This window comes from Sorangium sp. So ce693 (assembly GCF_051521375.1).
Lineage (GTDB): Bacteria > Myxococcota_A > Polyangia > Polyangiales > Polyangiaceae > Sorangium > Sorangium atrum.
This window is the reverse complement of the sequence record NZ_CP150347.1, coordinates 9676941-9697102: the sequence shown is the minus strand read 5'-3', so window position 1 is coordinate 9697102 and position 20162 is coordinate 9676941. Positions and strand designations below refer to the sequence as shown.

At 69.7% G+C, this 20162-nt stretch carries 17 protein-coding genes; 6 read left to right on the top strand and 11 right to left on the bottom strand.

The features are described 5' to 3' along the window. The first annotated feature begins 166 nt into the window (after positions 1-166). The gene (locus WMF14_RS36240; protein ID WP_437793660.1) at positions 167-1063 is read left to right on the top strand and encodes a formylglycine-generating enzyme family protein; all 897 of its coding nucleotides are present in this window, start codon (positions 167-169) and stop codon (positions 1061-1063) included. 197 nt (positions 1064-1260) lie between these two features. Here the strand turns inward: WMF14_RS36240 and WMF14_RS36235 are convergent, their stop codons facing one another. Beyond that, on the bottom strand, positions 1261-1584 hold the full coding sequence (locus WMF14_RS36235) for a hypothetical protein (RefSeq protein ID WP_437793658.1): 324 nt from the start codon (positions 1582-1584) through the stop codon (positions 1261-1263). A 100-nt stretch (positions 1585-1684) separates the two neighbouring features. Further along, positions 1685-3541, bottom strand: a complete 1857-nt coding sequence (locus WMF14_RS36230; RefSeq protein ID WP_437793657.1) for a glycoside hydrolase family 15 protein — start codon at positions 3539-3541, stop codon at positions 1685-1687. Between the two features lie 233 nt (positions 3542-3774). Here WMF14_RS36230 and WMF14_RS36225 point away from each other — a divergent pair, with 233 nt between their 5' ends. Both WMF14_RS36225 and WMF14_RS36220 read left to right on the top strand, forming a co-directional pair. Beyond that, complete coding sequence (locus WMF14_RS36225) at positions 3775-4116, top strand: SCP2 sterol-binding domain-containing protein (protein ID WP_272095691.1); 342 nt, start codon at positions 3775-3777, stop codon at positions 4114-4116. A 28-nt stretch (positions 4117-4144) separates the two neighbouring features. Beyond that, positions 4145-6199, top strand: a complete 2055-nt coding sequence (locus WMF14_RS36220; protein ID WP_437793653.1) for an amylo-alpha-1,6-glucosidase — start codon at positions 4145-4147, stop codon at positions 6197-6199. Positions 6200-6310: 111 nt separating this feature from the next. Here WMF14_RS36220 and WMF14_RS36215 read toward each other — a convergent pair whose 3' ends face one another. The 6 genes from WMF14_RS36215 to WMF14_RS36190 form a co-directional block, all read right to left on the bottom strand. Next, entirely contained in the window at positions 6311-7321 is a 1011-nt protein-coding gene (locus WMF14_RS36215) for an aldo/keto reductase (protein WP_437793650.1), read from the bottom strand. Between the two features lie 32 nt (positions 7322-7353). Beyond that, positions 7354-8052 carry a cyclase family protein gene (locus WMF14_RS36210; protein ID WP_437793648.1) on the bottom strand — a complete coding sequence of 233 codons (699 nt, stop codon included), beginning with the start codon at positions 8050-8052 and terminating at the stop codon, positions 7354-7356. 56 nt (positions 8053-8108) lie between these two features. Further along, positions 8109-8945, bottom strand: coding sequence for a C-terminal binding protein (locus tag WMF14_RS36205; protein WP_437793645.1), 837 nt, complete (start codon positions 8943-8945; stop codon positions 8109-8111). 185 nt (positions 8946-9130) lie between these two features. After that, entirely contained in the window at positions 9131-10909 is a 1779-nt protein-coding gene (locus tag WMF14_RS36200) for an IlvD/Edd family dehydratase (RefSeq protein ID WP_437793642.1), read from the bottom strand. Further along, positions 10906-12063, bottom strand: coding sequence for a glucose 1-dehydrogenase (locus WMF14_RS36195; protein ID WP_437793639.1), 1158 nt, complete (start codon positions 12061-12063; stop codon positions 10906-10908). The genes WMF14_RS36200 and WMF14_RS36195 overlap by 4 nt, the downstream gene beginning before the upstream one ends. Positions 12064-12256: 193 nt before the next feature. After that, a complete protein-coding gene (locus tag WMF14_RS36190; RefSeq protein WP_437793637.1) occupies positions 12257-12874 on the bottom strand; it encodes a Mut7-C RNAse domain-containing protein in 618 nt (205 codons plus the stop codon). A gap of 134 nt (positions 12875-13008) precedes the next feature. Between WMF14_RS36190 and WMF14_RS36185 the strand changes: the two genes are divergently transcribed. From WMF14_RS36185 to WMF14_RS36175, 3 genes are all read left to right on the top strand, one after another. Then, the gene (locus tag WMF14_RS36185; RefSeq protein WP_437793634.1) at positions 13009-14019 is read left to right on the top strand and encodes a matrixin family metalloprotease; all 1011 of its coding nucleotides are present in this window, start codon (positions 13009-13011) and stop codon (positions 14017-14019) included. 116 nt (positions 14020-14135) lie between these two features. Continuing rightward, positions 14136-15311 carry an NADH:flavin oxidoreductase/NADH oxidase gene (locus tag WMF14_RS36180; RefSeq protein WP_437793631.1) on the top strand — a complete coding sequence of 392 codons (1176 nt, stop codon included), beginning with the start codon at positions 14136-14138 and terminating at the stop codon, positions 15309-15311. Between the two features lie 115 nt (positions 15312-15426). After that, on the top strand, positions 15427-16344 hold the full coding sequence (locus WMF14_RS36175) for a LysR family transcriptional regulator (RefSeq protein WP_437793628.1): 918 nt from the start codon (positions 15427-15429) through the stop codon (positions 16342-16344). A 15-nt stretch (positions 16345-16359) separates the two neighbouring features. Here the strand turns inward: WMF14_RS36175 and WMF14_RS36170 are convergent, their stop codons facing one another. The 3 genes from WMF14_RS36170 to WMF14_RS36160 all read right to left on the bottom strand — a co-directional run bounded on the left by WMF14_RS36170 (position 16360) and on the right by WMF14_RS36160 (position 20149). Next, positions 16360-17427 carry a zinc-binding dehydrogenase gene (locus tag WMF14_RS36170; protein ID WP_437804362.1) on the bottom strand — a complete coding sequence of 356 codons (1068 nt, stop codon included), beginning with the start codon at positions 17425-17427 and terminating at the stop codon, positions 16360-16362. A 303-nt stretch (positions 17428-17730) separates the two neighbouring features. After that, positions 17731-18996, bottom strand: coding sequence for a kynureninase (gene kynU, locus WMF14_RS36165; protein ID WP_437804361.1), 1266 nt, complete (start codon positions 18994-18996; stop codon positions 17731-17733). A gap of 238 nt (positions 18997-19234) precedes the next feature. Continuing rightward, positions 19235-20149, bottom strand: a complete 915-nt coding sequence (locus WMF14_RS36160) for an SDR family oxidoreductase (protein ID WP_437793625.1) — start codon at positions 20147-20149, stop codon at positions 19235-19237. Between the last annotated feature and the right edge of the window lie 13 nt (positions 20150-20162).

The window sequence follows — 20162 nt, the reverse complement described above, 5'->3', positions numbered from 1 at the left end:
GATGGCAGGCTCGACGTGGTTCGACGTGTCGGTGGCGACGGCTCTGGCAGGGATTGCGGTGTCAGTGTCGGGCGGCTGCGCATGGCCAATCGGCGCGGCTTCGTCGAGCTACGAACCAGGGGAAGGGTCTGGCGGTGCAGCGCCCGTATGCGACCGAGGGAAGTGCGTGCCGCCCAGCTGCGTCGGGCTGGCCGAGACGTGCGGGCCGGGTAGCGACGAAAGCTGCTGCGCGAGCGCGGAGGCGGCGCCCGGAGGCACGTTCAACCGGGACAACGATACGAGGTATCCAGCGACGGTGAGCGGGTTCTTGCTGGAGCGGTTCGAGGTGACGGTGGGGCGGTTCCGCAGGTTCGTGGAGGCGTATCCCGGGAGCAAGCCGGCGCCGGGAGCGGGGGCTCACCCGCTGATCGAGGGGAGCGGGTGGAATGCGGAGTGGACGAGCAGCCTGCCCGCGGACGCAGCGGCATTGAAGGCAGCAGTGAACTGCAGCCCGACCTACCAGACGTGGAGGGACGACACCGACGGAGGTACCGAGCGCCTGCCGATGAACTGCCTGAACTGGTATGTGGCGTTCGCGTTCTGCGCGTGGGATGGGGGTCGGCTAGCGACGGAGGCGGAGTGGAACTACGCGGCGGCAGGGGGAGACGAGCAGCGGGCGTATCCGTGGTCGAATCCGGCGAGCTCGACCAGTATCGATGACAGTTATGCGGTGTATGACTGCGCAGGGGATGGGTCTGCGTCTGGCGAGTGTGCGTTCAGCGATATCCAGGCCGTCGGGTCGCGGTCGCCGAAGGGAGACGGGAGGTGGGGACAGGCGGACCTGGCCGGGAACCTGCGGGAGTGGGTCCTGGACTGGTACGCAGCAGACTATCCAAACGAATGTAATGATTGCGCCAATTTGACCAGCGCCACGGGCAGGGGGTTCCGCGGCGGGAGCTTCGAATTCGATGACTCGGAGCAGCCCCGGTCCACGGCGCCGGACCTGCTCTCGTCCCGACGTAACGGCCTCGTCCCGTGGATCAGCGGCGTCCCCTTCGGGGCCCGGTGCGTGAGGACGCCGTAGGTGCTCATCGGCGCCATACCATTCCGCGCGCGTCGGTCGTCTCACGAGGGTCGACAGCCTGCGGGCCGAGGTCATCTCACGCAACAGGTCGAAGGCGTTGTTGAGGGCCTCGCCCTCCTTGTCGTCAGGGTCCGATCTTCGACGGATGGTCCGCGGCTCTCGCGGTTGGGTAGGCTTCACGGTATCGTCTCTCCTGCTCACGGATACGGCATACAGACGGGTCCGAAGTAGATGTTCCCGAGTGCCGAGATGGCGCCGGCACCGACGGCGACGACCTCGGGCGGCGAGGTCCCGGTCTTGACGCAGACATAAGAGCACCACGATCGTATCACGATGTTCTGCAGGAGGTCGTTCACGAAGTCCGGGCACGTGGGGCACTTCGCCTTCCCGCAGTCGTTGATGATGCAATGCGGAGCGCCGGGGGCAGTGCGGCGCTGGGCGGCACGGGCGGCACGGGCGGCACGGGCGGCGGCTACTGCGGCGGCGCGGGTGGCGCGAGCATCGCGATCCACCGGGGCCATCGATCGGTCGTCGATCCGTCGATGAGCGACTTCATGAACTGCTCGCGTCGGTTGCGGGCGAGCCCCGCGGGCCGTCCACCAGGACGCTATGTTCCAGACCCTACGCCGCGGATGGCAAGGACACTTCCTTCCCCGCTCTCTTTACATCGATGATGTGAGCGGTGTTGACGAGCCCGATGTGAGAGAATGCCTGCGGGAAATTGCCGAGCTGGCGACGCAGCTCAGGGCTGTACTCCTCGGCGAGCAGGCCGACATCGTTGCCGAGGGAGACCAATCGATCGAGGAGCGCCTCCGCCTCGTCGAGGCGGCCGGCCATTGCGTAGTTGTCGGCGAGCCAGAAGCTGCAGATGAGGAAGGTCCCCTCGTGCCCCGGCAGGCCGTCCACCCCCGTCTCGGTCGCATAACGCAGGACGAGGCCATCCCGGGTGAGGCCCTTCTCGATCGCCGCGACGGTGGACAGCATGCGGGGATCATCGGCGGCCAGGAAGCCCATGTGCGGGATCAGGAGCACGCTGGCGTCGAGGGCCTCGGAGCCGTACGATTGAGTGAAAGCGCCGACGCGCGTGTTGAATCCGCGATCGAGCAGGTCGAGGCGGATCTCCTCGCGCAACGCGCGCCAGCGCTGGAGCCGCTTCTCCAGTCGATGCTGTCCGCCTACGCCGAACTCCTCGTTCATGCGTACGGCGCGATCCACGGCCACCCAGGCCATCAGCTTCGAGTGCGTGAAGTGCAGCTGCTTCGCCCCGCGTACCTCCCAGATGCCTTCGTCCGGCCGCTGCCAGGACTTCTCGACGAAGTCCACGATCTCGACGATGGGGTCCCAGGTGTGCGGCAGATCCGGCAGGCCTTGTGCGTGGGCGTCGTAAAGCGTGTTGAGCACCTCGCCGTAGACGTCGAGCTGAAACTGATCGTATGCGCCGTTGCCGATCCGTACCGGTCTCGATTCCTCGTATCCCGGGAGCCACGGCAGCTCGATCTCGGTGAGCCGATGCTCCCCGGCCACGCCGTACATGATCTGCAGCTGCGCAGGAGCACCGGCGACCGCGCGCATGAGCCAGTCGCGCCAGGCCTGAGCTTCCTCGAGGTACCCGCCGCGCATCAGGGCGTCGAGCGTGAGCGTGGAGTCGCGCAACCAGCAGTAGCGATAGTCCCAGTTGCGAAAGCCGCCGAGGTCCTCCGGCAAGGAGGTGGTCGGCGCCGCCACGATCCCACCCGTGGGCGCATAGGTGAGCGCCTTCAGCGTAAGGAGTGACCGCACGACGGCATCACGCCAGCGGCCCTGGTAGCGACAACGGCCCGCCCACTCTCGCCAGTGACGCTCGGTTCGCGCGAGCTCCTGCTCCGCGTCGACGGGGTGGGCCGGCGCGTGTTCATGCGACGGGTAGAACGTGAGGGTGAACGGAAGGCGCTGACCTGCGCGGACGACGAAGTTCGTCTCCAATCGCGCGGCGTTCCAGTCGGGGTCAAGCGATGCTGGGCTGCTGAACGCAAGCGCGGCGGGTCCAGACGTGAGCGTCGCTCGGCCTCCGTCACACTGGATCCACGGGATCACGCGGCCGTAGCCGAACCGCGCCCTCAGATCGGAGTGCATCGGCACTTCGCCCTCGATTCCTTCGACGATCCGGATGACGTCGTGGGCTCCGTCGACGAGCCGGGTGGCGTCGTGCGGGGCGACGCCTGGAGGCATGAAGTCGATCAGGCGCGCGCGGCCGCTCTCACAGGCGAACTCGGTCTCGAGCACCAGCGTGTCCCGCCGATAGCGCCGCTCCAGGCTTCGTATCGCCGTGGCTGGCCGGATGGTCCAGTAGCCGTGGTCGTCGCGTCCGAGCAGCTTCGCGAAACACGCGTCGGAGTCGATGCGTGGCAGGCAGAGCCAGTCGAGCGAGCCGTAACGCGAGACCAGACCGACCGTGGTCGTGTCACCGATGAGACCGTAGTGTTCGAGCGGAGCTGACATCGCTACACTATGCATGTCCATGCCTGGACCGCAATCCTGGAGCCGATCGTTCGCCGCCCAGACTGCCTGATCCGATCCGCGTCCGCAGCGCCGTGCCCCACCACGTTTGCTCGCTCATGCTCCAAATTGGCAATCCGCCGGGAGCTGCTCCGCCACAGCGCGCGGATGGGCACGCCCCTTGCCTCGCCGGAGGCGCGAAGGTGTACTTGGCAACCCGGACACACGGATCTGTCATGCTGCAAGCAAGAAAGCTCATCAATGCCCTCGTGGCGGGGCGGCGCGACGCCCGTCTGCGAGGAACACGGAAGAGTTGCGCCCTGGAGTTCAGCGACGACGAGCGGGTCGTCGTGGAGGTCAACGACGGGGAATTCGGGATCGCGCCCGAGAGCGCGAGCGAGGATTGCCAGCTCTCGTGCTCGCTCGACGACTTCTTGAGGATCCTGCGCGGCGAGCAGAACCTGATCACGGCGATCATGCAGGGCCGCGTCGGCGTGCGAGGAGACATGGCCGTCGCACAGATGTTTCAGAGCGCCTTCTGCCCGGGGGACGAACAGACTCTCGAGGCGGCGCGCTGAAGGCTCGTCACGCGAATCGGAGGGGCACATGGAACGGCAAGTGAGCATCCTGGACGGCGGCACCTTCGTCGTCAGCGACGTGCGTGGCAACATCGAACACTCCGTCAACCGGCCGCTCGGCCTCTTTCACCTCGATACGCGCTTTCTCTCCGAATGGATCCTGACGATCGACGGCATCGTCCCGGCCGCGCTGTCCACCGACGACGTGCAGTACTTCCAGGCTCAGTTCTTCCTCGTCCCGAGGCCCGCCGCGATGTACGTCGAATCGACCCTGTCGATCGTCCGAACCCGGTTCGCGGGCGATGGGTTCCACGAGGACCTCCTGCTCATGAACCACGGAAAGGCCCCCGTCGACCTGGAGGTCCGCATCCAGGCCGCCGCCGACTTTGCCGATCTGTTCGAGGTCAAGGACATGCTCCAGAAGAAGGGCGAGCGCTATCACCGCATCGAAGACGCGCGGCTCGTCCTCGGATACCGTCGCGAGCGGTTCGTGCGGGAGACATGGATCTCCGCCTCGCAGCCCGCGCAGGTCGATCCGACCGGTCTGACGTTCCGGGTGCACATCGAGCCGCACGGCACCTGGAGCACCTGCCTCGACGTCCTGGCGGCGATCGACGGCCTGGAGGAGCGGCACAGCCGGGTGAAGTACGCCCATGGCGAGAACCACGCGCGCCCGAACATCGGCACCAGCCTCGAGAGCTGGATCGACAGGGCGCCACGGCTCATCACCTCGAACGACGCCCTCGCACGAACCTATGAGCGGAGCCTCATCGACCTCGCCGCGCTTCGATTCTTCTCCAAGCTCATGCCGGACGCCGCCATACCGGCCGCCGGCCTGCCGTGGTTCATGGCGGCGTTCGGCCGCGACAGCATCATCACGAGCCTGCAAGCGTTGCCCTTCGTCCCCGAGCTCGCGCGCTCCACGCTCCGCTACCTCGCGCGCCGGCAGGGCAGCCGCCGGGACGACTTCCGCGACGAGGAGCCAGGGAAGATCCTCCACGAGGTTCGATGGGGCGAGCTGACCGCCTTCGAAGAGCGGCCCCATTCCCCCTATTTCGGCTCTGCGGACTCGACTCCGCTCTTTCTGGTCCTGCTGGACGAGTACGAACGCTGGACCGGCGACGCGGAGCTCGTCCTGGCCATGGAGCACACCGCGCGCGCCGCTCTTCGATGGATCGACGAGTGGGGTGATCGCGATGGCGACGGGTATGTCGAATACGACACGCGTAACCCCGAGACTGGACTGGAGAACCAGTGCTGGAAAGACTCGTGGGATTCCATCGTATTTCATGATGGAACGCTCGCGCCCCGGCCCCTCGCGTGCTGTGAGATCCAGGGCTACGTCTACGACGCGAAGGTGCGGAGCGCCCGGCTCGCTCGTGAGCTCTGGCGGGACCCCGAGCTCGCGGCGCGCCTGGAGCGAGAGGCGGCGGAGCTGAAGCGTCGATTCAATCAAGACTTCTGGATCGACGATCGCGGGTTCTTCGCGCTCGCTCTGGATGGCCACAAGCGCCAGGTCGATTCCTTGACGTCCAACATCGGCCACCTGCTCTGGAGCGGTATCGTCGAGACCTCCAAGGCGGAGAGGGTGGCCGAGCACCTCGTCGGCCCTCGTCTGTTCAGCGGCTGGGGCGTGCGCACCATGGCCGACGACGAGGGCGGGTACAATCCCATCGGATATCACGTCGGCACGGTCTGGCCGCATGACAATTCGCTCATCGCGCTCGGGCTCCGGCGCTACGGCTTCAGGGTGGAGGCGGGGCGCATCGCGACGAGCAACCTGGCCGCGGCGCCGTTCTTCCATTACCGCTTGCCGGAGGCGTTCGCTGGGTATCCACGAGAGCTCACGAAGTTTCCGGTCGAGTACCCTACCGCGTGCAGCCCGCAGGCCTGGGCCACGGGGGCTCCCATGCTCTTTCTGCGCGCTGTGCTCGGGCTGGAGCCGATGGGCGATCGCCTGCTCGTCGATCCGGCGGTCCCTGGCGAGTTCGGGGAGATTCGACTCCTCGAGATCCCTGGGCGCTGGGACAGGAGCGACGCCTTCGGTCGAGCGCGCCCGGAGCCCGGGGCGAGAGCGGCGTGAGGGGTTCGGGGGCCGGGGGAGCTCGGACCAGCTCGAACCCACGTGACGGCGACCCGCTCTGCCCGCCAGAAGCCCGGCCAGAGATGACCGGACTTCTGGCGTGGGTAGGGGTCAGGCTGCCGGAGCCATGGCTTCTCGGCGCTCCGGCGGCGCCATGAACTCGGGACCCACCGGATCGCGCACCGTCTCGGCGAGCACGGCGTCGATGTGAGCACGGGCTTCGTCGTCGAGATGCCAGCCCATCACATCGCCGATCGGCGCGAGCTCATCCGGTCGTCGCGCGCCCCAGAGCGCCACCGAGACACCCCGCTGGTCGAGCACCCAGCGCACCGCGAGCGCGAGCACGCTCCGAGCGTAGCGGTCACGCGCGAATCGCTCGAGGCGCCTCACGGCTTCGAGGTACTGCGCGAAGCGCGGGGGTTGGAACTTCGGATCGGTCTTCCTGAGGTCGTCCCCCTGGAACGCGGTCTTCTCGTCGATGGCGCCGCTCAAGAGCCCGCGGCAGAGCGCGCCGTACGTGAGCGTGGCGACCCCGTTGTCGTGGCACCAGGGCAGGATGTCGCCCTCCGCCTGCCGCTCGAAGAGGTTCAGCGGCGGCTGGGCCGAGGCGATCGGCGCGACGGCGCGGAACCGGAGCATCGCGTCGATCGAATAGTTGGAGACGCCGATCGCGCGGATCTTGCCTTCGCGCTGGAGCTCGAGGAGGGCCTTGGCCGTCTCCTCGTAGGGGGTCTGCGGATCCGGCCAATGAACCTGATAGAGATCGATGTAATCGGTGCGCAGCCGTTTGAGCGAGAGCTCTATCTCCTCGAAGATCTGCCTTCGCGTCCCGTTCCTGAAGAGCGCGTCTCCGCGGCGCTCGAGGCCCACCTTGGTCGCAAGGACGATCCGGTCGCGCTGACCCCGCTCGGCGACGGCCCGTCCGACGACCTCTTCGGAGTGCCCGAACCCGTAGGCCGGCGCTGTGTCGATCAGGTTGATCCCGAGGTCGAGCGCCGCGTGAATCGTTCGAACCGACATGTCGTCGTCGGCGCCGCCCCATTGATACCCGCCCATGGCCCAGGTCCCGAGGCCGACTCGACTCGCCGGGATCGGCACATCACGAATGTTCGCAACCTCCATAGCCAGCCTCCTTGCGGCAAAACGACGCCCTGTCACCGCTGCTTCTCGAGCGCCGCCTCGTTCTCCGATCTCTCCGATCGCCGCCGGCGCAAGACGACCCGGGCAGGAGAGCCGTCGATACCCTCGAGGCGCAGCGGCAGGCAGACGAGGTCGTACCAACCCTGCTCGACGCGCGAGAGATCCAGCCCTTCGATGATGCAGACCCCGGCGGCGAGCAGGACATGGTGCGTCTCGGCCCCGCGATCCATGCCTCCGATCGACAGATAGTCGATCCCCACGGTCCAGGCGCCTCGCTCGACCAGGTGATTGGCCGCCTCGAATGACAGATAGGTGTAATCCGAGCGAAATTGCGTTTCGTCCCAGTGCGCGGAGTTTCCCGTCTTGAACAGGACGCGATCGCCGGGGCGGATGTCGGCGGGATCGAGGTGGGCCGGCGTGATGCGATCGATCTCTCCGAGATCGAGGACGCGCGCTGGCCCGATGAGCCGCTCGAGCGGAACGCGGTCGATGCCCGCCCCGCGGGCGATGAAATGAGCCGGAGCATCGACGTGCGTGCCGGTGTGCGTGCCCAGCGAGAGATGGGAGACGGTCGCGGGATCGCCACGCTCGAGATCCTGCGTCTGGACGATCTTTACCTCGGGGTTGCCCGGCCAGTGCACCATCCCGTTACGGATCGGTACACTCACGTCGGCCCACAGCTCCTTCGACTGGTTCAGGGCTGATTGTTTCATGGACGCCTCCCTCGGAGGCATCCATCGTGCCCGCTGGCGTCGACGAGGCGACGGCCTCAAGCGGCCATGAGGTTCACGGGCGACATCGGCTCCTGTCCGGACAGGACTCGAACGATCTCGTTGGCCGCGAACCGTCGGACGAACTCGATCGACTCGTCCGAATAGTATGCGGCGTGGGGCGTGATGACGACATTGTCGAGCGAGAGGAGCGGGCTCGTGGGCTTCCAGTCGCGCCGCTTGGCCGGCTCCTCGGCGATGTCGTCGAGCCCGGCGCCCGCGATCCAGCCCTCCTTGAGCGCCCGGTACAGCGCGCCGTCGTCGATGATCGGGCCGCGGGCGGTGTTCACGAGGATCGCCGTCGGCTTCATGCGCCGGAGCTCGCGTTCCCCGATGAGACCACGCGTCTCGGGCGTCAGCGGCGCCTGGAGGACGAGGTAGTCGGAGCGCTCGAGGAGCTCGCCGAAGGGCACCGGCGCGGCGCCCGCGGCGCGGATCTCGTCCGGGTCGAGGAAGGGATCGTGCGTCATGATTCGCGCGCCGAAGCTCGCCATCCTCGCGCAGATACCCCGGGCGATCGCGCCGAACGACAGGAGCCCCAGGGTCGCTCCCCGTATCCGGTGGATCGGCCGGCCATCTTGCCAGGACCAGGAGCCACGGCGCGTGGCGCGATCGTAGGCGGGCAGCTTGCGGGCGAGCGTGAGCAGGAGCGCCACGGCGTGATCGGCGACCTCGTCGGCGCACCAGTCGTTCGGCGCGTTGGTCACGCGGATCCCGCGCCTTGTCGCCGCCGCGACGTCGACGGTGTCGACTCCCGTGCCGTACCGCGCGATGACCCGGCAGCGCCGGAGCCCCGAGATCGCTCGCTCCTTGACCTCCGCGTACTGCGTGAGCACGCCGACGGCTCGTGGGCGGCAGCCGCGACATCCTCTTCGGTCTTGCACTGTGCGGCGACGACCTCGAAGCCGGCCGGCTCCAGGAGAGAGCGCTCGACGTCAATGTCGCCGAAATCGTAGTCCAGCACGACGACCGGCCCTGTCCTTTCCATGCTCATGGGGTTCACCTCCGTTTCCAAAGCCGTTCAGTGGGAGTGACGAGGCAGCCCGCGAAGCTGCACCAGGTGTTGGTACCGAAGGGCAGGCTCGAGGCACGCGCCGCTGGACAGCGGACCGACCGTGCTCCGGTAGATCTCCTGCCATGGAGTCTGGCTCTCGAGCTCCGGCAGCTTCAGGGACTTGCGGCGCTGGTCGAGCTCCGCGTCGGAGAGCAGCACGTCGACGCGGCGCCGCCGCAGATCGATCTGGATGCGATCCCCCGTCCGGAGCAGCGCAAGGCCCCCTCCCACCGCGGACTCGGGCGACGCGTTCAGGATCGAGGGGCTGTCCGAGGTGCCGCTCTGGCGGCCGTCGCCGAGCGTGGGCAGCGACGTCAACCCACGTCGAATCAGCGCGTCGGGGGGCTGCATGTTCACGACCTCCGCGGAGCCGGGATAGCCTACCGGCCCCGTGTTGCGCATGACGAGGATGCAGCTCTCGTCGATCCCGAGCGACGGGTCGTTGATGCGAGCGTGGTAATCCTCCGGCCCCTCGAACACGACGGCGCGCGCCACGAAGACATCCGGATGCTCTGGATCCGACAGGTAGCGGTCGCGAAAGGCATCGCAGATCACGCTCGTCTTCATGACGGCCGAGTCGAAGAGGTTCCCGCTCATGACGAGCACTCCCGCCGCGCTGCGCAGGGGGTCCTCGTACGGTCGGATCACGTCGCGGTTGGTGGCGACGGCGCTGGCCACGTTGTCACCCACGGTTCGTCCGGATACCGTGAGAGCGTCGGCGTGGAGGCGGCCCGCGCGGAGCAGCTCGTTCATGACGGCGGGGGCCCCGCCCGCGCGATGAAAGTCCTCCCCCAGGAAGCGCCCGGCGGGCTGGCAGTCGACGAGCAAGGGGACGTCTTGCCCCACCCTCTGCCAATCGTCGTCGGTCAAGTCGACCCCGACATGGCGCGCGATGGCGTTCATATGGATCGGGCAATTGGTCGATGCGCCGATCGCAGAGGCGACGGCGATCGCGTTCTCGAACGCGGCCTTGGTCATGATCGCGCTCGGCGTCAGGTCCTCGTGGACCATCTCCACGATCCGACGTCCAGTAGCGTACGCCATCTGCGCCCGCTCCCGGTAGGGCGCCGGGATCGCCGCGCACCCTGGCAGCGTCATCCCGACGGCCTCGGCGAGGACGTTCATCGACAATGCCGTTCCCATGGAATTGCAGTGCCCAGCGCTGGGCGCAGCAGCGGCGACCATGTCCATGAACTCCGCGTAGCTCACCTTGCCAGCCGCCAGCAGCCTGCGCGCCTCCCAGATCACGAGCCCCGAGCCGGCGAGCCTTCCCTGGTAATACCCGTTCAACATCGGCCCGCCGGAGAGGACGATCGCGGGGAGGTCGACCGTCGCCGCCGCCATCAGGCAGGACGGCGTCGTCTTGTCGCAGCCCGTCGTGAGCACGACGCCGTCGAGCGGGTATCCGAAGAGCACCTCCACCAACCCGAGATACGCGAGGTTCCGGTCGAGGGCTGCAGTGGGCCTCTTGCCCGTCTCCTGGAGCGGGTGCGCCGGGAACTCCAGCGGGATCCCGCCGGCGTCACGCACGCCCTCCTTGACGCGGACCGCCAGGCTCAGGTGGTGGCGATTGCACGGCACGAGGTCGCTCCCCGTCTGGGCGATCCCGATGATGGGGCGCCCGCGTTGGAGCTCTCCGCGGGTCAGCCCGAAGTTCAGGAAGCGCTCGAGGTACAGCGCCGTCATCTCCGGATTGCCCGCGTCGTCCCACCAGGCTTGACTTCGCAGCGCTCGCCTCTGGTTCACCGCTCCCTCGCTCTCGCGGAGGCCGATTGCGCCGCGCTCCGTCCGGGAGCCGGAAGCCCTCCGTCGCGCGCCTTCGTCGAGGCCTCTCCGATCTGGATCACCGTCTTCACGCCGCCCCCCGCTGCTCGCAGCAAGGCCGGCGCCTCGTCGAGCGCGACCCGTCGCGCGATCACGCGGCGCACCGCGTCGGGGAACCGGACCAGGCACTGCTCCAGCATCCGAACGGCGGCTTCGTACGAGGCGTGGTCAGCGTTCACGGTCCCGAACATCACCTGATTCTGCATGACGAAGTTGTGCATCAGACCGGCGCCGTCGAAGCCGAACTCGGGCCTCGGCGCGGGGACGCCTGTGAGGATGAAGGTGCCATTCACCGCCAGCGCGGGGAGCGTCCGGAACGCGAATTCTGGCACGCCGACCGCTTCGACGATCACATCGAACCGGCCCATGCGGCTCGCGAGCCCGTGGATGTCGGTGGACTCGCTCGACACGTAGTCGGCGCCGATGCTGTGCACGATCTGGGCCCGATCGTCGTCATCCGGCTCTCTCGAGAAGACGACGGTCCGATATCCCTTCACGACAAGGCCCATCGCCGTGAGCACGCCGATCGGCCCGGCGCCGAGGACCAGGGCCTGCGCCCTGTCTTTGTCCCATGGCAGGCGGGCCAGGATGGCGTCGAGCTGGGCGAACGCTTTGGCCGCGACGCTCAGCGGCTCGACGAGGACGCCGAGCTCGCCGACCGTCGGAGGGACGGGGACGAGGTAGCGTTCCTCCTCGACGAAGAGCTCTGTCATGAAGCCGCCTGCTCCCGAGATGCCGCGCTCGACGAACTGCCCCGTCGTGCAGAAGTCCTGGTACCCGACCCGGCAGGCCGGGCACTCGATCCGGTTGCAGGGACGGCGTACGGTCGGCACCACGAGATCCCCTGGGCGAACGCGAGCCACGCCCGCGCCGGTGCGCACGACCTCCGCGAGGGCCTCGTGTCCCAGCACGAGCCGGTCCGTCCCTGCCGGCGCCGACCCGTAGGCGAACGCCGCAATCTCTCGGTCGGTTCCGCACACGCCGACTTCGAGCGTGCGCAGCAGGACGTGCCCGGGTGCCAGTCGCAGGCCATCCGGTTCGTCTTCCTCGATGAGACGCACAACCCTCTCGGACATCAGAGCCGCAAGCGATCTCATGCGCTCTCTCCTGCGACAATCGGGGGCACCGCCGCCGTGCGGGCGCTCCATGCGCCGCTCCTGGGAATGTCGCAAGCCCACGGGGGGCAGATCGGCTCGCGACGCTCGGGCGAGCGGCCTAGTCGCCGTCGGGCGGTTCTGGCCGGCGAATCGATCCTGCCTGCCCGCCGCGTCAGGGCGGAGGCTTGCGGCCGCCCGGCGGCGGTGCCGGGGCTGCGGCGGCGCCGGCCGCGGTGGCCAAGCCGGCGACGATGCCATCCCAGTGGCTGCCCTTCCAAAGGACCTTGCCGCAGCGGTCGCACCGCCAGAACTCGTCGTGGCGATCCGCCACCACCGCCGGCACCGCATCCCGGACGCTGTCCTTCGGGGCAGCCGTGAGCGCGCCGCCGCACGCCATGCAGCGGGGGTCCCGCACGGGCAGCCGGAGCTCTCGCAGCACGAAGCCGGCCTGCTCCGTCGGCCGCAGCCCGCGCGGCACATAGAGGCCGCGCACGGCCGCGGTGCGCAGGGAGCGCCGCTCGAACACGCCGGCGTCGGAGCTCAGCAGCACCCGGCCGGTCTGCTGCGCGAGGCGCACGAGATCGCCGTCGTCGATGCCGTGCTCGAACATGGCGTCGTAGCCCGCGCCGCGCAGCCAGCGCGACAGGCCGCCCAGCATCGCGTCGCACAGGAAGCTCGGCGCCGTCGCGCCGCCCAGCGCGGCGACCGCGCTGTCCTGCGCCGCCGCGCCGCCCTGCGCTGGAGCCGCGCCGCCCTGCGCCGGATCGGCTCCGCCGCCCGCCTCACCCACGAGCACGCCCCATCGCGCTCAGGATGGCGGAAGGCCAGCGGGCGGCAAGGGCGCCGCCGGCGAAATCCCCACGCGGCCGCCGCGCGCTGCTACCGTCGCCATAGGGTCAACCGATCGTGGAGGAGTCGATGTCGATGAAGCGTGCATGGTGCTCCTGCGTGGCGGCCGCGCTCGCCGTGCTGGCGAGCGCGCAGCAGGCGTCGGCCTACTGCCGCTCGAACACCTGCAAGAGGTCGGAGCTCTGCCTACAGGACGACCAGCCGGTCGGCGATTGCAAGCCGCTCCGCTGGGCGGGCGATTGCATTGGCTTCAGCATCCAGGAAGACGCGTCCAGCGAGATCTCCTACCAGGAGATCTCCGACGTGCTCGATGTCGCGTTCGACACGTGGATGCAGGCGCCCTGCGACGGGGGAACGCCGGGGCTCCGCGTCCAGAACCTCGGGCCCGTCGCCTGTGGAGCGGTGGAGCTCAATGCCAGGGACGGCAAGACGAGGATCGTCGACGGCCTCGTGCCGGGCAACGCCAACGTGGTCGTCTTCCGCGATATGGAGTGGCTCGCGAGCTCGGGGCACAACACCGAGATGCTCGCGCTCACGACGGTGCAGTTCGACAGGAAGACCGGTGAGCTCTGGGGGGCCGACATGGAGATCAACAGCGATCTCTACGACTTCACCGTCGGGGACGACTCCGCCGCGCCGAGGGAAGATCTGCTCGCCATCGTCACGCACGAGGCCGGGCATTTCCTGGGCCTCGACCACAGCATGGCCGGCCCCGAGGCGACCATGCACTCGAGGTACGACAGGTCGGACCCGATGAACTTCCGGACGCTCCACGAGGACGACATCGCGGGCATCTGCCAGATCTACCCCCCTCGGGATCTCACCGCGTCGACCTGCAACCCCATCCCTCCACACGGGTTCTCGCCCGAGTGCGCCGACGATCAGCAGGTCCGCTGCAGCGCGGCGCCGCCCGCCGCCGGCGGCCCAGGGTGGAGCGCCCCGCTCGCCGCCCTCGCGATCGGCGCGGCCGCCTGGCTCCGCGCCGTCGGGCGCCCCCGCGCCGGCGAGCGCGGCCCGACCGTCAATCGGGGCGATGACCGGGACGCTCGCCGAGCGTCGCGCTCCCCAGGGAGTCGCTCTCGGTAGCAGCCAGCGGCCGCCGATCTCGGGCGTGGCGCGCAGCAGCCTCGTGGCAGCATCGTTGCAACGCGGGCGCGGGCGACCCTCACGGCCCCTCTCGGGCCCTCCACCGGAGGACCGGAATGCACATCACCGACGCGACGAGCGCCGTCACCGAGGACGTCGGCGGCCTGCTCCACGGCTGCCTGGCGGACGCTGAGCACGACCGCGAGATCCCCGAGATTGACCTCCTGAGCCCGCTCACGATCCGCGGCGTCCGCTTCCGGAGCCGCGTCGTGATGTCCCCGATGTGCCAGTACTGGGCTCGCGGAGGGCTCGCCAGCGACTGGCACCTGGTCCACCTCGGCAGCCGCGCGGTCGGCGGCGTGGCGCTCGCGATGGTCGAGGCCACCTCGGTGACGCCGGACGGCCGGATCACGCCGGCCGATCTCGGCATCTGGAGCGACGCGCACGCCGAGCCGCTCGCGCGCATCGCGCGCTTCGTCGAGGCCCAGGGCGCGATCGCCGGCATCCAGCTCGCGCACGCCGGCCGGAAGGCGAGCTGCGATGTGCCCTGGCGGGGCGGCGCGCGGCTCAAGACGCCGGAGGAGGGCGGCTGGGCGGTGGTGGCCCCGAGCGCCCTGCCCTTCGTCGAGGGGGATCCGGCCCCGCGGGCGCTCGACGAGGCCGGCATCGACGCCGTGGTCGACGCGTTCGAGGCGGCCGCGCGCCGGGCGCTCGGCGCGGGTTTCCGCGTGCTCGAGATCCACGCGGCGCACGGCTACCTGCTGCACGAGTTCCTCTCGCCCCTCAGCAATCACAGGACGGACGCCTACGGCGGCAGCCTCGAGAACCGGATGCGCCTCCTCCTGCGCGTCGCCGATCGCCTGCGCCGGCACATGCCGGCGGATCTCCCGCTCTTCGTCCGCATCTCCGCGACCGACTGGGCCGAGGGCGGCTGGGACATCGATGCTTCGGTGGAGCTCGCGCGCCGCCTCCGCGACCTCGGGGTCGACCTCATCGACGCCTCCTCCGGAGGCCTGGTCCCGAGGGCCCGTATCCCGGTGGGCAAGGGATATCAGGTCGGCTTCGCGCAGAGGATCCGCGAGGAGGCGAGGATCCGCACCGGCGCGGTCGGGCTGATCACCGAGCCCCGGCAGGCCTCCGAGATCATCACGGGCGGCGACGCCGACCTGGTGTTCGTCGGCCGGGAGCTGCTGCGCGACCCCTACTGGGCGATCAAGGCCCAGCAGGAGCTCGAGGCGGAGCCGACCTGGCCGGTCCCGTACGGATATGCCGTGAAGCGGCGGGCGAAGTGAGATGAAGCCTTCGCCCGTCGCCGCGCCGAGCGCGCGAGCCCGAAAGCCCTGACGCCCTCGCGCGCGCGGGCCCCGCCGCCGTTGCGCGCGGACGCGGCCGGGATACGATGCCCTGGTGTCCGTGGAACTCGATCTCGAGCCCACCGAACTCCGGCGCTTCATCGCCGTGGCCGAGGAGCGGAGCTTCCGTCGCGCCGCCGCGCGCCTGGGGATCGCCCAGCCTCCGCTCTCGCGGACCATCGCGCAGCTCGAGGGCAAGCTGCGAACGCGCCTCCTCCACCGGACGACGCGCCAGGTATCCCTCACCCCGGCGGGGGTCGTCCTGCTCGAGCAGGCGCGCCACGTCCTCGACGCGGTCTCGGCCGCGGTCCGCCGCACGGCGCGCGCGGGCCTCCCTCGCGCCCACCTGGCGGTCGCGCTCAAGCCCGGGAACGGCGGGCGCCTGCTGCGCCGGCTCGTCGACCACTACGAGCGCTCGGGATCGCCGGTCCGCGTCGAGGTGGTCGTCAGCGGCTGGGGAGAGCAGACCGCCATGCTCGCCGACGGCCGCGCCGACGTGGCGTTCCTGCGAGGGCCCATCACCGCGCCGGGCATCGACGCCGAGCCTTTGTTCACGGAGCCCCGCTGCGTCGCGCTCGCCGCGGCTCACCCGCTGTCGGGCAGACGCGTGCTGCGCCGCGGAGATCTGGCGCGAGATCCCGTCCCGGTGTGGCCCGCGGCCAGCGCGGAGCTCGCCGCGTACCGCGCCGCCGTCGACAGGCACGAGGACGCGCCTCGCGGCCCGGTCGTCCGCGACGCGAGCCAGCTCCTCGAGGCCGTGGCGCTGGGCCAGGGCGTCGCGTTCGTCCCCGCCTCCAGCGCCACGCTCTACGCGCGTCATGACGTGAAGTACGTGAGGATGGCGGGGATCTCCGCGAGCACGCTGTACGTGGCGTGGCCGGACGCGTGCCGCTCGAAGGAGGTCGCGCGCTTCGTGCGGCTCGCCGTGGAGGTCGCGTCGAGCCTCGGCGGGGACGCCGCGGAGCTCGCCTGAGGCGGCGCCCCCCGATCACGGCCGGATCACGGTCATCTTGAAGGGACCGCGATGGCCGGCGGCGTGCGCGACGGCCTCGTTCGCGCGATCCAGGCTGAACTCGGTGACGTCGAACGGGTCGAGCGTCAGGAGACCCGACCGGATGAGGCCGACCAGGCGGACGGCGGCCGCGCGCGGATACATCCACTGGCCGCGCAGCGTGATGCAGTTGCGCATGAGGTGCCGATAGGGCAATTCGAGCCCGGCTGCGACGCCTCCCATCAGCACGATCGTCCCGTGCGGTCGCACGGTCATCGCGGCGGCTCGCACCGCGGCCGGGGCAGCCGAGGGCGGCAGCAGGTCCAGCACCCGGTCGATGGGGCCCGGCGCCGCCTTCACCATCCGGCTCCGGTCGTCCTCCTCGCTGCCGAGGAGCCTCACGGTGCGGACGCGCGGACCGAAACGGCGGGCCAGATCCTCCAGCGCCCTTTCGTTCCGGCCCGGCGCGATGACGCAGCCCGCCCCCATCGCCAGGGCGATCGCGACGCCGGCGCTGCCGAAGTTCCCTGTGGCGCCGCTGATCAGGACGGTCTCTCCTGCCTGCAGGTTCGCCGCGAGGAGCCCGCCATAGGGCACGAGCAGCGTATTGAGCGCGCACCACCGCGCGGCGTCCTCCGCGTCGATCGCGCCGATCCGGACGGCGTTCTCGGTCGGGATCATGATCTGCTCGGCGAAGGAGCCATGGCGGAAATGCGCTTGCAGGCGCAGGCCGCCCTCGCCGGCCGCGGTCCATCCCTGCAGCAAGACGTCCGGCGATACCGCATCATCGCGCGACCGCACGGTAGGGTCGCAGCAAACCCAGTCGCCGACGGTGAGGCGCGTCGCATCCGGTCCGACGGCGCGCACACGGCCGACCGCGCCGGCGCCCGGCGCGAGCGGCAGATCCAGCAAATATCCCCGCGCGCCGCTGAACGCTTCGTTCGCGTAGGAGACCACAGGGGCAGCCATGACATCGACGATGACCTCCCCCGTGCCCAGGATCGGGTCTGGCAAGGTCTCGATGGCAAGGGGAACACCAAACGCCTTCAACACGGCAGCCTTCATGGACAACTCCTTCTGCTGGCATGGGGCCGCTCTCGCAGGCCGCCTGTCCGCATCGCGTCTTCGCGCCTCGGCAACGGCGAGGGGGCGCCGCCGACGGCAGCTTCCCTCCCGCATCGCTCGCCGAACGACCGTCGTATGAACCGACCGGCGCCCGCGCGCCAATACGCCACGCGCGCCGATTGATACCGTCGGCGCATCAATGGAGGACGGTGCGCTGGCGCGCCCGTCGGCGAGGGACTCGCGCGAGCCTTCCGCCCGCTGGCCGCAGGAGGGCGACTCCCTGTCGTCCAGGCTACGGGTGGATCAGGTCACCGCGCCGCGCTGGTGGAATTGCGGCTTGTCCCAGTCGCCGCTCTCCAGAAGGTCGCGCAGCACGTCCACCGCGTCCCAGACATCGACGAAGCGGGTATACAGCGGGGTGAAGCCGAAGCGCATGATGCGCGGCTCGCGGTAGTCGCCTATCACGCCACGGGCGATCAGCGCCTGCATCACCGCGTAGCCCTGCGGGTGCTCGAAGCTGACCTGGCTGCCGCGGCGGGCGCCGTCGCGCGGGGTGATCAGGGTCAGCGGATGCTGGCCGCAGCGGGCTTCCACCAGCTGGATGAACAGCTCGGTCAGCGCCAGCGACTTGGCGCGCAGCGCGGCCATGTCGGTATGGCGAAAGACGGCAAGCCCGCATTCCACCAGCGAGAGCGCGGTGATCGGCTGGGTGCCGCACAGGAAGCGGCCGATGCCGTCGGCGGGGGCATAGGCGGGTTCCATCGCAAACTGCCGGGCATGGCCGAACCAGCCGGACAGCGGCTGCCAGAAGCGGTTCTGATGGCGCGGCGCCACCCACAGGAAGGCCGGCGCGCCGGGGCCGCCGTTCAGGTACTTGTAGGTGCAGCCGACGGCGAAGTCGGCGCGGGCGCCGTGGAGGTCCACCGGCACGGCGCCTGCGGAATGCGCCAGGTCCCACACGGTCAGCGCGCCGGCCTCGTGCGCGAGCGCCGTGACGGCGGCCATGTCGTGCATGGTGCCAGTCTTGTAGTTGACATGGGTGAGCATCAGCACCGCCACGTCGTCGCCGATCGCCTGCGGCAATTCCTTGGGCGAGTCGATCAGGCGCAACTCGTAGGCTGCGCCACCGCCCGTCTTCAGCAGCTCGGTCAGGCCCTCGGCGATGTACAGGTCGGTGGGGAAGTTGTCGCGTTCCGACACGAGCACCCGGCGCTCGGGCGCGGCGCCCTGCTGCTGGCGCAGGGCGGCGGCCAGCACCTTGAACAGGTTGATGGACGTCGTGTCGGTGACCACCACTTCGCCGCTGCCCGCGCCGATCAGCGGGGCCAGGAGGTCGCCAAGGCGGCGGGACAAGTGCACCCATCCGGCCGTGTTCCAGCTACGGATCAAGCCGTCGCCCCATTCCGCTTCAATCACTTCCCTGGCACGGATCAGCGACGCCTTGGGGAGGGCGCCCAGCGAGTTGCCGTCCAGGTAGATCACATCGTCCGGCAGCGCGAACTCGTCGCGCAGGTGGCGCAGCGGGTCGCTTGCGTCGCGGGCAAGGCAGGTGTCGCGGGTGGTTTGCAGGCTCATGTCAGGCGTCCTTCGGTCCAGCGGTCCAGCAGCGCAGGGGCGCAGCATGGCACGGACCGGACTCGCGCCCAGGGTGGCCAGCGTGAACGGTAGGGCGATCCGTCGTGGTCGCCGGGCGGCATGGCATCCAGCTGCAAGTCTTCCAGGATGGCGAGGCCGCGGTGGTGGACTTGCCGATACCCGTCCTGCCTTTACGAGGTTTCCGGGTTCAGCGACAGGGTATCGACGCCTATCAGGCGCTCGCGGCGAGCGCCCGTTCGACGGCCTGCGCGTAGGGCATGGGCGTGAGCGGGATAATGGCGCGGATCGGCTCCACATCGCCGACGAGGTCGGCGTCCACGCCCAGCAGCAGGTCGGCGAAGGCGCCGCGGGGCAGGCCCGCCAGGCGCTCGAAGAGCCCGGCGAACGGCGCCAGCAGCCAGGGCAGGAGGTGCAGCTTCCACGGCGGGCGCCGGCCGAGCACGCGGGCCGCCACGTCGACCATCTCGTCGGCGGTGAACGCCTCGTCGCCGCCCACGTCGAAGGCCCGGCCGAAGGTGCGCGGCTCGTCGAGGCTGCGCACGAGGTAATGGACGAGATCGTCGAGCGCGATGTTCTGCATGCGGTTCCGGCCGCTGCCGAGGATCAGCGCCACGCGCCGCCGCGCGTTGGCCAGCGTGGTGTCGAAGCCGAAGCCGCCGCGTCCGACGATCTGCCCCGGCCGGAGGATGGTCACGTCGAGCCCGCTGCCGAGCAGCATCTGCTCGGCCTTCCAGCGACCGCGTGCCCAGATCGAGCGCGTGTCGGGCGTGATGCCCAGGAAGGTCACGTAGAGCACGCGCCGCACGCCGTGGAGCCGGCAGGCCGCCACCACGTTCTCCAGGCCGCGCACCTCGGTGTCCACGAAGGTCTCGCCGGGCGCGGCGCCCTTCTGCGGCGAGAGCGTGTGCACGCAGTTGAACACGGCCTCGCAGCCGCGGACCGCTTCCTCCATGGAGGCGCGGTCGGCGATGTCGCCGCGCACGAGCTCGGCGGCGGCGGGCAGTCTGGCGCGGGCGGCGTCGAGGTTGCGCACGGCGCAGCGGACCAGGAACCCTTCCTGGAGCAGCACGTTGACGAGTCGGCGGCCGGTGAGCCCGGTGCCGCCGAGGACAAGCACGGTTCGCATGTCCTCATCGATA